At 41.9% G+C, this 13,454-nt stretch carries 13 protein-coding genes; 4 read left to right on the forward strand and 9 right to left on the reverse strand.

Going from position 1 to position 13,454, the window contains the following annotated elements; all coding sequences use genetic code 11:
* Nucleotides 1-36 precede the first annotated feature (36 nt).
* Nucleotides 37-825 carry a C39 family peptidase gene (locus MHB67_RS15940; protein ID WP_254965397.1) on the forward strand — a complete coding sequence of 263 codons (789 nt, stop codon included), beginning with the start codon at nt 37-39 and terminating at the stop codon, nt 823-825.
* Nucleotides 826-865: 40 nt separating this feature from the next.
* Here MHB67_RS15940 and MHB67_RS15945 read toward each other — a convergent pair whose 3' ends face one another.
* The 8 genes from MHB67_RS15945 to hprK form a co-directional block, all read right to left on the reverse strand.
* Entirely contained in the window at nt 866-1,498 is a 633-nt protein-coding gene (locus tag MHB67_RS15945; protein ID WP_206534293.1) for a DsbA family protein, read from the reverse strand.
* A 45-nt stretch (nt 1,499-1,543) separates the two neighbouring features.
* Entirely contained in the window at nt 1,544-2,185 is a 642-nt protein-coding gene (locus MHB67_RS15950; protein ID WP_206534292.1) for an NAD(P)-dependent oxidoreductase, read from the reverse strand.
* 87 nt (nt 2,186-2,272) lie between these two features.
* Nucleotides 2,273-2,701: an Rrf2 family transcriptional regulator gene (locus MHB67_RS15955; protein ID WP_024423567.1), complete on the reverse strand. Its 429-nt coding sequence runs from the start codon at nt 2,699-2,701 to the stop codon at nt 2,273-2,275.
* A 69-nt stretch (nt 2,702-2,770) separates the two neighbouring features.
* Nucleotides 2,771-3,289 carry an acyltransferase gene (locus tag MHB67_RS15960; protein ID WP_024423568.1) on the reverse strand — a complete coding sequence of 173 codons (519 nt, stop codon included), beginning with the start codon at nt 3,287-3,289 and terminating at the stop codon, nt 2,771-2,773.
* 1 nt (nt 3,290) lies between these two features.
* Nucleotides 3,291-3,941, reverse strand: a complete 651-nt coding sequence (gene ppaX / locus MHB67_RS15965) for a pyrophosphatase PpaX (RefSeq protein ID WP_024423569.1) — start codon at nt 3,939-3,941, stop codon at nt 3,291-3,293.
* Nucleotides 3,938-4,882: a nucleoside recognition domain-containing protein gene (locus MHB67_RS15970; protein WP_024423570.1), complete on the reverse strand. Its 945-nt coding sequence runs from the start codon at nt 4,880-4,882 to the stop codon at nt 3,938-3,940. Before MHB67_RS15970 ends, ppaX begins: the two co-directional genes overlap by 4 nt.
* Before the next feature lie 20 nt (nt 4,883-4,902).
* Nucleotides 4,903-5,727, reverse strand: a complete 825-nt coding sequence (gene lgt / locus MHB67_RS15975; protein ID WP_103131662.1) for a prolipoprotein diacylglyceryl transferase — start codon at nt 5,725-5,727, stop codon at nt 4,903-4,905.
* Between the two features lie 11 nt (nt 5,728-5,738).
* Complete coding sequence (gene hprK, locus MHB67_RS15980; RefSeq protein WP_024423572.1) at nt 5,739-6,671, reverse strand: HPr(Ser) kinase/phosphatase; 933 nt, start codon at nt 6,669-6,671, stop codon at nt 5,739-5,741.
* Between the two features lie 177 nt (nt 6,672-6,848).
* On the opposite strand from hprK, the gene nagA reads away from it, so the two are divergent.
* From nagA to MHB67_RS15995, 3 genes are read left to right on the forward strand one after another with little or no spacing between them, the layout of a single operon-like run.
* Nucleotides 6,849-8,039 carry an N-acetylglucosamine-6-phosphate deacetylase gene (nagA, locus tag MHB67_RS15985; RefSeq protein ID WP_025093993.1) on the forward strand — a complete coding sequence of 397 codons (1,191 nt, stop codon included), beginning with the start codon at nt 6,849-6,851 and terminating at the stop codon, nt 8,037-8,039.
* Nucleotides 8,039-8,764, forward strand: a complete 726-nt coding sequence (nagB, locus tag MHB67_RS15990; RefSeq protein ID WP_024423574.1) for a glucosamine-6-phosphate deaminase — start codon at nt 8,039-8,041, stop codon at nt 8,762-8,764. Before nagA ends, nagB begins: the two co-directional genes overlap by 1 nt.
* A gap of 18 nt (nt 8,765-8,782) precedes the next feature.
* Entirely contained in the window at nt 8,783-9,508 is a 726-nt protein-coding gene (locus MHB67_RS15995) for a GntR family transcriptional regulator (RefSeq protein WP_103131663.1), read from the forward strand.
* 30 nt (nt 9,509-9,538) lie between these two features.
* On the opposite strand, the gene MHB67_RS16000 is transcribed toward MHB67_RS15995, so the two are convergent.
* Nucleotides 9,539-13,393 carry a metallophosphoesterase gene (locus tag MHB67_RS16000; protein WP_103131664.1) on the reverse strand — a complete coding sequence of 1,285 codons (3,855 nt, stop codon included), beginning with the start codon at nt 13,391-13,393 and terminating at the stop codon, nt 9,539-9,541.
* Nucleotides 13,394-13,454: the final 61 nt, after the last annotated feature.

A 13,454-nucleotide genomic window follows, 5' to 3' on the forward strand; every position in this document is an offset into this window, starting at 1 on the left:
ATACTTAAAAATATTGAATAACACAGGAGATTAACAGTGAAGTTCATCCAGACATTCATCTTAACTTTGTTGTGCGCATGTCTTGTTTATTTCGGCTTTATATACGTTTCACAAATCGATCAAGTCAAGAAAACAGCTTCGCCGCAAAAAGCAGCAAAAGAAAACGATACCGCACTTGCGGCTGAAGAAACTCGTTCAACGAAAAAAACAGAAACCACACATCATTCATTAAAAGGAAGCAAAAAAGCCATGGACGTCATTCTCTACAATCAAATGGATGCGCCAAGGCTTTATAACGGATGCGAAGTCACGAGCTTAGCGATGCTGCTTCATTACAGCGGCTATGAGCAAGTAACGAAAAACACATTGGCAAATGAAATCAAACGCGTTCCGCTCAATTATGAAAATGGCTTAAAAGGAGACCCTCATGACGGGTTTGTAGGCGATATGGAGAATGGACCGGGTCTTGGGGTTTACCACGAACCGATTTATCAGCTTGCGAAAAAATACGCGGGCGATCAAGTAGTCGACTTAACCGGAAAGCCTGTTAAAAAGGCCATCTATCAATCCCTTGAAAAAGGCTATCCTGTCTGGGTGATTACGACATCCACCTTTGACAAAACAGATAACATCGAAACATGGAATACACCAAATGGCAAAATCGATGTAAGCTTTAATATGCATAGCGTGGTCATCACAGGCTATGACAAGGAGCATGTCTACTTGAATAACCCCTATGGAGAAAAGAATCAAAAAGTCGACCGTGATCAATTTGAAGATTCTTGGGAACAGATGGGCAGTCAAGCGATTATCATTAAAGCGTAAAAAAACAACCTCTATTCACGTAGAGGTTGTTTTTATTGCTTCATTTTCCTAGTAATTCCTTCAGACGGTCTTCAAGCTTTTCAGCTGTCATCGCACCTCCGCCCAGGCTGAAGGATTCATCCCCTCTTTTTAATAAAAGTGTAGGATAGCCGTTCACATGAAGTTGATGAACCTTGGCAAAGTCGGCATACGCATCATTCATCGCTTCTTTTGTTTTCATGCGTTCTATGACTGCGTCAGGATCAAGATGATGTGCCAAAGCGATCTCCCGATACGTTTCTTCATCACTCAGGCTTTTTCCGTCTTGATAAAAAGCCTTTTGCATCGATGAAGCCAAGTACAATGCGCGCTCAGGTGCGATGGATCTTAATGCAGAAAAACCAATGGCCGCAGCCTCAGAGTCTAAAAGAAACATTCCGTTTGCTAACAGCTTCTGATAACGTTCACCAAACTCGACCCCAGTCAGCTGACTATTACGCTGATTTGCTTCTGGAATGTGTGGATAATCCTTTATTGGAAGACTTCTTTCTCCTACAAATAAACCACCCGACACAAGTGTTAATGATATCTCCGGATGATTTTCATGCAAAGTGCGGATACTGTTTGAAAATCCATAACACCAGCCACAATACGCATCCCATACATAGATGAAAGACAATTCTTGCTCATTCATACGTTAGACTCCCTATTTATCATTTTTAGGCGGCCATGAAACTGCTTATTCTGCTTCAGATACGACGGTAAAACGTTCTCCAACATGGGCTGCCTGCTCCACTTCATCAACAAGTGCAATGGCGTAGTCAGCATAGCTCACATAGCTGTCACCTTTAGAATTGACAATCAGATGGTCTTTCCCTTTCACGTAAGAACCTGTACGTTTGCCAGCTGGATTAAAGAATGCAGCTGGGCTGAGGAAGGTCCATTTTAATCCCTCTGTCTGTTGAAGATCTTTTAGGTTTTCTCCTTGCTGTGAAGCCGTAGCAGCATATTCTTTAGGAAACTCTGGTGTGTCCACTAGTCTTGTTGTTTTCGCCTCATCTACAAATAGACTTCCTGCTCCGCCCACAACGATCAAACGAGTCTCAGGTGCCTCTTTTAAAATATCGATCAGCTTTTTCCCAGCTTCTACGTGAAGATGCTCTTTTCCAGCAGGTGCGCCAAATGCATTTACAATCACATCAAAGCCTTTGATGTCTTCTGCTTGCAAGTGAAACACATCCTTCTCAAGAACAGATAGAGATGAATCTGTCACCTTTTGTGCATCACGGACGATTGCCGTTACTTCATGTCCTCTTGATCGAGCCTCTTTCACAATTTCTTGTCCTGCTTTACCTGTTGCGCCAATAATTCCAATTTTCATGTTAACTCCTCCTGCAATATGATTTTATGTTGATAAAGAAAGGTGTAACTAATACGGTTACAACAGAGGTAAAAAAAATTGAATTGATCATCCAATTTTTTTGATTAGCACATGCGTTAGTTCACTTAATTTGATCTCAGCAAGCACTTGCTCCATCGCACTTTGAGCGCGGCATAAAATTAATTCAAGCACCGCTTGAATATTTGCACCGATCGGACAGTCAGGATTTGGGCTTTCATGAATTTGAAACAATTCTCCCTCATCCACGACTTCAACCGCTTTATACACATCGAGCAGTGTGATGTCGTCTTCACTGCGGTTCAGCTGAGAACCACCTTTGCCAAGACTCGTTGAGATTAGACCTGCTTTTTTTAATTTACTCATAATGCGGCGGATGACCACTGGGTTTGTATTCACACTTCCCGCGATATCCTCCGATGTCTGTAATGATCCTTTTTCAAGTGATAGCAAGGCCAGAATATGGACAGCGACAGTAAATCTGCTGCTGATTTTCATGTTTTCTCACCTCTGTTGTAATCATTATAGTTACACCATGTCACATTGTCAACAAAAAAGTCTGCCGAGCTACTCAGCAGACGTAGATTGACGTGCTTCCATTTCTTCTTTCGTATAAATCATGCGCATTGGATTACCTCCAACAAATGAGCCTGCTGGGACATCCTTATGAACAAGTGTACCAGCCGATACGATCGCTCCATCCCCAATGGTCACACCAGGTAAAATAGTTGAATTAGCTCCAATTAAGACTTCATCACCAATATAGACTTCCCCAAGTCGGTACTCTTTAATCAAATACTCATGGGACAAGATGGTTGTGTTATAGCCGATCACACTATTTCGACCGACAGTGATTTTCTCAGGAAACATCAGATCAACCATCACCATTAAGGCGAACGCCGTATCCTCGCCGACCTTCATACGAAGAAAGGTTCGGTAAATCCAATTTTTCATTCCCATAAAAGGCGTGTACCTTGCCATTTGAATAAAAATGAAATTTTTCACCACTTTGAAAAAGGGAACTGTCCGATAGACTTGCCGCAGCGAATTGACCCCTTTTACAGGATAACGATCTGTTTTTCTCAACTTAATCAGCTCCAACAATCGCCAGGAGATCACTCATTTTCTTCAGCATGAAATCAGGGCGATGCTTTAAAAGGGCCTCTTCTCCCTTAATCGACCAAGCAACACCTGCCGTCTTTGTCCCTGCCGCTTGACCAGACAAAATGTCGTGATAATTATCACCGACCATCACCGCTTCATGCGGATCACTGCCGAGCTTTGATAATGCCAGCTGAACAGGCTCCGGATGCGGCTTCTCATTTTGGACATCATCGAGCGTCACAATGACCTCAAAGAACGGCTCTAAACCGGTCAGCTTCAATCCCATTAAAACCGTATCCCGTATCTTCGTTGTGACAATACCGAGCTTAAATCCTCGATCCTGCAGGACTTTCAATGTGTCGATAACGGTCTCATATTCAGTCACAAGCAGATCATGCTGCTTATGATTAAACGTGCGGTACATCTGAATCATGTCATCTGTCAAATCAGGGTCCATCGCAGAAAATGTATCAAACAAGGACGGACCAATGAAATGAAGAATATCCTCACGGCTGTACTGACCAGGATAATAATGGTCCAGCGTATGCTGAAATGAAGCAATAATTAATTCATTTGTATTGATTAATGTGCCATCTAAATCAAATAGCACTGTGTTGATCGTTGATTCGTTCATATGGCTTCCTTTCTAACAGCTGCATGTTCCCGCTTCCGCCAAATATAGCTAATGGCAGCTGTCAATAAAATTGCAGAAATCAGGCGGATCACAAGAAGCGGCCATACCGGAATACCAAGTGGAATAAAAACCAGCGTATCTTCGACCACCGCATGGCAGGCAACAAGGAAAATAAAAGCAAGGGTTAAGTCCTTTTTACTCACACCGTCCTCTTCCACTGCCTTCATCATCACACCGGCTCCATAAGCGAGACCAATCGTTAATCCAGCCACCATCGTCATAGACGTATTTTCTTTCATTCCAAGCATTCTAGTAAAAGGTGACAGCCACTTAGACAGTGTATGGAGCCACCCTAAATCTCTCATGAATTGAATGATGATCATGAGCGGGATAACGATACAGGCAAGCTGCAGCACACCGAGTACTGCTTTTTGTAAAGCAAGAAGGACGATCATGTACCAGCTGGAAGGCACATCAGCCGCCTGAGCTGCACTCAAAAGTCCATATTGCGCCGGCTCCTCGCCTCCCTGCCAAACGAGATGAATGACAATAGCAGAAATAACAGCAAGACTGATTCTGACCAGCAAAATCACAGATACTCTCAGTCCAACCTTTGCTGCCACTGTTGATTCGATGATCAAGTTATGGCAAAAGGACAGCATCACTGCCAAAATAAACACTTCCTTCACAGGAAGCTCTAATGTCAAAATGGCAGCAATCCCCGCATACAAATTCAGCATATTTCCTAATACAAGCGGAATAGCCGCTTCCCCCGAAAGACCAAACAGTCCCATAAATGGCTGAATGAATCGGATGATCCAATCCATGACAGGCGTATGCTGCAAGATACTGACGAGAATGGTCACTGGAAAGATGACTTTACCAAGTGTCCAAGTTGTCGACAGCCCTGCTTTCAAGCCGTTTTTCCATGTCTCTCCCATCTTCTTCTGATCCCCCCTGCTTAATTCGATGAGTTGTTCTCTTTATACGGAATCGATGCGTATCCTTTCATTCTTCTAAAGAAAATCAGTAGAACAGCCACTGCGAATATCGCAATCGAAATCATCTGTGCGATTCGAAGATGCTCTGTCAGCATTAAGCTGTCTGTTCTCATCCCTTCAATGAAGAAACGGCCGATTGAATACCAAATTAAATAAGACAAGAAGATTTCGCCTCTGCGCAGCGAAGTTCTGCGTAATAAAATCAAGATGACAACACCAACAAGATTCCATAATGATTCGTATAAGAACGTCGGGTGATAATAGGTACCATCAATATACATTTGATTAATGATAAACTCAGGCAGATGCAAATTTTCTAAAAAGGTTCTTGAAACCGCCTCACCGTGTGCTTCTTGGTTAATAAAGTTCCCCCAGCGTCCAATTGCCTGCCCTAGTAAAATACTAGGTGCTGCGACGTCAGCTATTTTCCAAAAGGATACCTTTCTCACTTTTGTAAAAATGATGGCTGTCAGCACGGCACCGATCAGCCCGCCGTGAATCGCAATTCCACCATTCCAAATCTTAATGATTTCGTTTGGGTGCTGCTGATAGTAATCCCATTCGAAGGATACATAATAAATTCGGGCACAAATAATCGCTATTGGAATGGCAAATAAGATTAAGTCAATAAACAGATCTTTATTGATTCCTCTTTTTTCACATTCTCTCAAGGCGAGCCAAAGTCCAAGCAAGGCCCCGACCCCAATAATCACACCATACCAATGAACCGAAATAGGTCCGAGGTGAAAAGCAATCGGATCAATTGGCTGAATTGCTTCGTTCATATAGTCAACTCCTATTCATCCTGGCCATTGTCTTCAATGACATCAGCAAGTTTACTTGTAAATTGTTCTGCTGCATTATGTCCCATACGTTTCAGCCTGAAGTTCATCGCAGCCACCTCAATGATGACCGCTAAGTTTCGTCCTGGCCGCACAGGGATCGTCAGCTTCGGCACATCTGTATCGATGATGCGCATTTTCTCTTCTTCAAGTCCTAAACGATCATACTGTTTGCCTTGTTCCCAAAGCTCAAGGTTCATTACAATCGTAATTCTCTTATAGCTTCTGACAGCGCCTGCTCCAAATAAGGTCATCACATTAATAATGCCTAACCCGCGGATTTCTAAAAGATGTTCAATCAGCTCAGGTGCGCTCCCGACTAACGTATCCTGATCCTCTTGACGGATTTCCACGCAATCGTCTGCAACCAGCCGATGTCCCCTCTTCACTAATTCTAATGCTGTTTCACTTTTCCCTACTCCGCTTTTCCCAATTAATAATACACCTACACCATATACATCTACGAGCACCCCATGAATGGCAGTCGTTGGTGCAAGCTTACTTTCTAAAAAGTTGGTCAATCGACTCGAAAGTCTTGTCGTTTTTAGGCTAGATCGTAAAACAGGCACGCCATTTTCATTTGATGCTTCGATTAATTCCTTCGGGACATCACGATCTCGTGACAAAATAATGGCAGGGGTAATATCTGTACAAAGAGACATCATTCTCTGCTTTCGTTCGCGTTCTGGGAGCTGTTCAAAAAAAGAAAGCTCTGTTTTCCCTAAAAGTTGAACTCTTTCTTTTGGATAATATGTAAAATAACCAGCCATTTCAATACCTGGCCTGGAAAGATCACTGATTGTAATGGGACGATTAATCCCTTCTTCCCCACTTACCAGTTCAAGATGAAATTGTTCCATTATGTCCTTCGTACGAACTTTCGGCACGCTTCTTCCTCCTTTTATCACAGGCGATTCAGAAATACAGCTCTATTTTATCACTTTCAATGATGAACCCAAAACAGTATTTTATCCTGTTCCTGTTTCACCGCCCTAACTGGTATAGACAACTATACTTAAAAAGAGTAAACTTAAATGAAAGATAACGAATAAGGGGGCTCAAACATGAGCGGTTCTTTATTGCTCTCCAACATTCATATTGTGACAAAGACAAAGGTCATTGAAAACGGTTTTGTCGGTTTACGCGATGGCAAGATTGACTATATTTCAACATCACCACCGACAGGAAATTATGAAAAAGTATATATTTCCCGGGAAAACTTTTATTTACTCCCTGGAATGATTGATATTCACATCCATGGCGGATATGGTGCAGACATGATGGATGCGACGGCAGAAGCGATGAATACACTCGCTGACAACCTACCGTCAGAAGGAACGACAAGTTTTTTAGCGACAACCATCACACAAAACCATCATGAAATTGAGCATGCACTTAAAAATGTCGCTCAGTGGAAACAAAGTAATGAAGCACAAGCAGGAAATCAGGCACAATGTATAGGAATCCACCTCGAAGGTCCATTTATTTCTAAAGATAAGGCAGGAGCACAGCCTGTTCAATGGATTAAACAGCCTGATATTCCGCTTTTTAAAAAATGGCTGGATGCTTCTGATCAGCTCATTCGAATTGTCACGTTTGCACCTGAGGAAGACACAGATTTTGCATTTCTTTCTCTATTACAGGAAAAGAACATTATCCCTTCTATTGGACATACGAATGCCCATCATGACATGATCAATTTAGCAGCTAAGCATGGTGCACGCCATGTAACGCATCTTTATAACGCAATAAGTTCGTTTCAGCACCGTGAACCGAACGCTGTAGGTGCTGCTCTTACGAACGAGAATCTTCATACTGAGCTGATCACAGATGGGATTCACTCCCATCCTCTTTCCATCAAGCTTGCGTATTTGGCAAAAGGAAGTGATCGTTTAATCATGATCACAGACTCGATGCGTGCAAAAGGGCTTGGGAATGGAACGTATGAATTTGGCGGTCAGACGGTCACAGTCAGCGGCGAAAAAGCATTGCTGGACGATGGTACACTTGCAGGATCGATTTTGCGAATGAAAGATGGCGTCAAACGGATGAAACAACTCACTGATTGTGATTGGACAGAGATTGCGAAGATGACCTCAACCAATGCGGCCGCTCAGCTGGGACTTGATCAACAGCTCGGTTCCATCGAAGTTGGAAAACTAGCAGATCTGGTGATTTGGGATGAATCTGGTGAACTGATGATGACGATCTGCCGTGGACAAATCGTCTTTGAAAAAAAGGAGGCCAACCACTAATGAACATCATCGAATTTGAAAGCAAAGATCAATTAGGAAAAGAAGCAGCTGCCATTATTGCAAGGACAATAGCTGCTAAACCCGATGCCGTACTCGGCCTAGCAACAGGCGGTACACCTATTGAAACTTACAAAGAGTTAATTCAACTTCATCAAGCGCGTCAATTGTCTTTCAAGCAAACAAAAACAATCAATTTAGATGAATATGCAGGACTCAATCCAGAACACGAAAATAGTTATATGACCTACATGAAACGTCATTTATTTGACCATATTGATCTCCCTCAGGATCAGTATTTTCTTCCAAATGGCAATGCAGCTCATTTAGAAAAGGAATGCTTAAGATATGACCAGCTCATTGAGGCTGTAGGCGGCATCGATCTTCAGCTCCTTGGAATCGGTCAAAATGGGCATATCGGTTTTAATGAACCAGGTACCCCTTTCAACTCAAAAACTCATGTTGTGCAGTTAGATGAAAACACGAGACAGGCTAACGCAAGATACTTTTCTTCTATTGATGAGGTACCTACACATGCCATCACAATGGGAATTGCGAGCATTCTTTCAAGTAAAAAGATTCTCCTTCTTGCTTCGGGAAAATCAAAAGCGAAAGTGATACAATATTTAGAACAGGCAGAGATTCATCCGGACTTCCCAGCGTCTGCACTGAAACTTCATGAAGATGTAACGGTCTTGATTGATCGAGATGCTGGATCACTACGCTAAAAACGAGAGGATTTTCACATGTTTATTGATAAGCAGTCACCTATTCCGATGTACCATCAGATTATGGAGAACCTGAAAAAACAGATTGAGGATGGAACATTAGCACCTGATACACTCATTCCTTCTGAAAGAGAATATGCCGAACGCTTTGGTATTAGTCGAATGACTGTCAGACAAGCCTTATCGAATCTTGTGAACGAAGGATATTTGTATCGACAAAAAGGAAAAGGCACCTTTGTTAGCCGGAAAAAATTTGAACAGCCGCTTCAAGGCTTAACAAGCTTTTCAGAGGATATGCGCCAGCGTGGACTCAAAGCATCAAGCCAGCTGATTGACTTCAAAAAAACTGCATGTCCAGAGCACTTGCTGCCAGTCTTACAGCTGTCTAATAGTGATGCTGTATTTGAGCTCAAACGGATACGCCTTGCAAATGATGAACCAATGGCGATTGAAACGAGCTATATACCTGAAAGATTTGCCGGAGATTTAACAAAGAAACATTTAACTGGCTCTTTATATGAATATATAGAAACTCACACTGGACATGTCATTGCTCATGCCAAACAGGAACTTGAAGCCAATGTTGCCTCAAAGGAAGAAGCAAACTTGCTGTCTATTTCAGCAGGAGACCCTGTGCTGTCCATAACAAGAACGACTTTTTTTCAACAAGACATTCCATTTGAGTATGTTGTTTCCGTTTATAGAGGGGATCGTTACAAGCTCATTCATACAATGGAAAGATAAACAGTGCCCCTGACACGGAGCACTGTTTTTTTATTTCCTAAGAAATTTTGTTTCGTCATCATCTTTTGTATGAATTTTCCATATTGGTGAAATGGCTTTTCCTTGAAAACGATCTTTTGCTACAGTGTACCAATAATAATCTTCATTTGGCTTTAAGCCCTTCCACTCAAAGCTTGCTTTTTTGCCGCTTTTTACGCCGCGCGCTTCTCCTAGAAGAACATTCGTATACACATTGAGTTCAAAATAATTGGTTTTGACAGATTTCATTTTCGGTGTCAAATCTACATCGATTGAAAATTCATCCTGATCTCCATACGTTTTAGGATCATAAAAATGCTCTTGATTCAAGTAAGGAGAGTATGTCGTAAAATGAAGTTGATTTTTTTCTTGATCGGCTGTTATGACCCTCATAAACCCTTGACCACCTTCAGGTCCTGACTGATAATCGGCGAGTATTTGATATACTTTCCTGTCGACTTTTCCATCATGGTCATCATCAAGCTCATCTACTTTCCTGCTTGCTCCATGGTAATGGCCGCTAAATACGGCCACAATATTAGGATGGCGTTTCACCACTTGGTGGAAGATGAGGTCGCCAATCGGGCTTCGGTTGCCGCTCACTAACAAATATTCATGGAAATTTAAAATGACGATACGATCTGGATGCTCAGAAATTACACGGTTTAACCAATCAATTTCATCTTGCTTAATCCCCCAGCCCATGTACACCATCATATAATCATTGCCGCCGGCAGAGATGAGATCATAATGACCTTTATTGTTTCGATAGGATTCACCATAGTAAGGCTTATCGGCAAAGCGCTTTTCCCCGAAATATTTCCCGTATTCCGCATATAAACCGTCCTTGTGTCTAACATCATGATTTCCTGCTAAAACCCCATAGGGAATGTGATTCTGATCCAATACACGCATAAATGTATCAGCACGGTGCCATTGCTTATCCTTTGAATCATCCACAATATCGCCTGTGTGGAACACATATTGAATGTTTAATTTTTCTCTTTGATCTCTGATCCATTCAACCATTTGTTTAAAGATATGAGGATAGCTCTTTGCATAATATTGAGTGTCAGACATCCATACCATCTTATATGGCTTTTGCGATTTGCTGATTTCATCCTGTACTAGCAAATCAAACGTTTGATTCTTCATGTACTGTCTCACTGACAGTAGCCCTTTCAGATAAAATTCCTTTTGATCCTTGGCAAAGTGATGAGTGATTTTATCCCACTTTTCCTGCTGGTGATTCCACGCGTACATTGTCACCTTTCTCCCTGACAATGAACTCCCTTTCCATACAGCTTCGACGACATCCTTTTCACGTACACTATGATGAACCTTAATTTGAAAACGATGATAAGGAAAACGCTGTAAATCCTTCGTTTCAACTGACTTTCCATCAACAAATGCAATGCGGTTCCTTTCTTGATCAGAAAAAATCATTTCTCCTTTTTGGAGATAACTCTTAGGCGGTTCTGTCTCTGCTGCATACTTAAAAATCTTCATTGAAGGATGCAGCGATGTATATTGATAGGCACGATAAAAAGAGTAATCTAACTTATCATTCGTTGGATCCTTGGTTAGCACAGTTTGTTTTGATGATTTCATATTCGTCTTATCTGCCACCCGCTCTGGTGTTTCTGGATGCTCATGTACCGTCTTGAACTCTTTTTTTAACGTCGACATGTTACCAGCTGCGTCTTTTGCTTTGATCGTAAACGTGTGCTTCCCAGGCTTTAATTCACTAGAGGACGTCTGATATGGCAAAGAAACTGGTTTGCCATCCACATATGCCTTCAACTCCTCTATGTCACTCCAGCGATCCGTAACTTTTGCTTTTAATGTAAAGGCGCCTTTATATTGATCCTTTACTTGTACGTTGGTCTTAATTCTCGGCCCAGTGTTATCAACTTTCACACGTACTGAAGCGTGCTCGTCTGAGGTTTTGGCCTCAATCAGGTGCGGCCCTTCTTTCAGCCTTTTTGTGTCCCACTTTATATAGGTTGAAACATACGCCTCTTTTGGAATCTCAAATTGAAACGTTCTCACCTTTTTTGCGTTCCCGCTGTCTCCCATTCTCCATTCTTTTAGCGGCTTCGCATTGATTGGCGGAATTTGTGTTCCATTTGATAAGATCATCCTGACGTTTTTCAATTCAAAATCATCATGATTCTCTCCAGGCAGCCGGTCCACCGGAGAAGACTTTGTGCCAGCGTGAAAAGAGATCGTTTGGAGACCTGCCTTTTTTATCTCTTCTTCGGGTATTGGCATTGTATAGGTACGGTACACTTTTGTCGAATCATCAAAAATAGAAAGTAAACGCCTACCTATAGACACACCATTTTTAAAATATAAATTTGTTCCTTTGACATCAAATGCGATATATGGATCTGCTTCAAGGGCAGAGGATACTTGCTGATTCCGTTTTCCATCTATCCGCAATTCGATGCTTTTTTTCTGATCAGACGTTGCCTTTAATGAAAATAAACCTGATACCGTATCTCCCTCTTCCACATTGAATCGTAGACCGTGGGCTTTGCTGACCTGCTCCACATCAATCGTTTTTTTCAACGTCTTGGCTTCATTTTCGCCGTCTGACGCTTCAAGCTGATATTCCAATTGTTCTTTCCCAATCAACTCAGGTGAATAAATAATATGATGAAATAACCGGTCATTATGGTCTTTTTGCAGCAGTATTTCCTTAAACGGATCTTTTCGATTCGTTCGATAGCGCAGCTTGACGGTTTTCACGGCCTGATCATCTTGGACATCTGCTTTAATCTCTACACTTTCAGTTGGTTTCACCGGCTTCCTTACCGTCATATCTTCAATCACAGGTTTATGGATATCTTGAGAAATTTCCTTTTTTTCAGATGGAATTTGTGCTTTTAGTACTTTACCTGGAGTGGGTTCTTCCTCAATTTTCGAAATCAGCTTCGTCTGCGTCGTACCATCCATTGGATACTTGAACAGCAAGGATTTATGCTCGCTAAACCATGATGGCTTCAAACGAAAAGCGGCAGAAGAAATTTCTTCACCTATATTTGTTGTGATCGAAACAAGACGAGATTTAGAGTTGGACAGCCCTTTGCTCTCAATAATGGACAAATGCTCGCCCTCTTTTAATTGGCTTTTATACATGGCATTAAAGTCCGCTGCCGTTAAATGCTCCTGCCCTTTTTTTCTCAGCCAGAATACATAAGGTTTTCCAGGTGAAATGGTGACTGGATTTGTGTGAAAGGAATATACATCATCCATTTCAATGCCCTGTGCAGGATTGCGGTAGCGGAGCTGATAATGTTTAAGAGAGATAGGCGCATGTGTCGTGTTATACACTTCGATAAACTCAAAAGCATCTTTGCCTTTTCGGTTTTTTGAATTGACGACAATTTCTGTGATGAATAAATCCGGAATATGTGAAAGATCTTCTTCAAATCCATTTAAATGAACCGATTTCTCTGCCGTTTTGATTACTGATTTTTGCGTAAGGAACTCTGTATAGTAACGAACGGTTGGATTCCATAATTGATCTGGCGGAATTTTCGCGGTAAATTCTGGCTTCATCCCTGGCAGCCTTTCCATTGGAATCAAGCGGTACCCCAGTTCATCACTTTGTTTATAATACAAGTTCGCAGACAAAATCTGTTCTTGGTCACTAATGGACGCACGAAACTGTAGATCATGGCTTTTTCCTAGAACCGGGCGGACGTCCACATGAAATTGGTCAAAGATAAAAGGCGAAAAAGGCTTGTCCGGTACATTCACTTCTGTTTGAAGAAAAGGTCCTGCTGAAGCAGGCTGACTGAAACAAAAAAGAATGATAAAAAAACATAAAAGCATGATTTGTCTGCTCACGTTCACCATCTTGCACCGCCTCCCTTCGGATATTGTGTCTCCTGAAGGTCGTTTTTATGTCAGATGGAAC

It is taken from the genome of Bacillus sp. FSL H8-0516 (assembly GCF_038635285.1).
In the GTDB taxonomy this organism is placed as follows: domain Bacteria; phylum Bacillota; class Bacilli; order Bacillales; family Bacillaceae; genus Bacillus; species Bacillus safensis.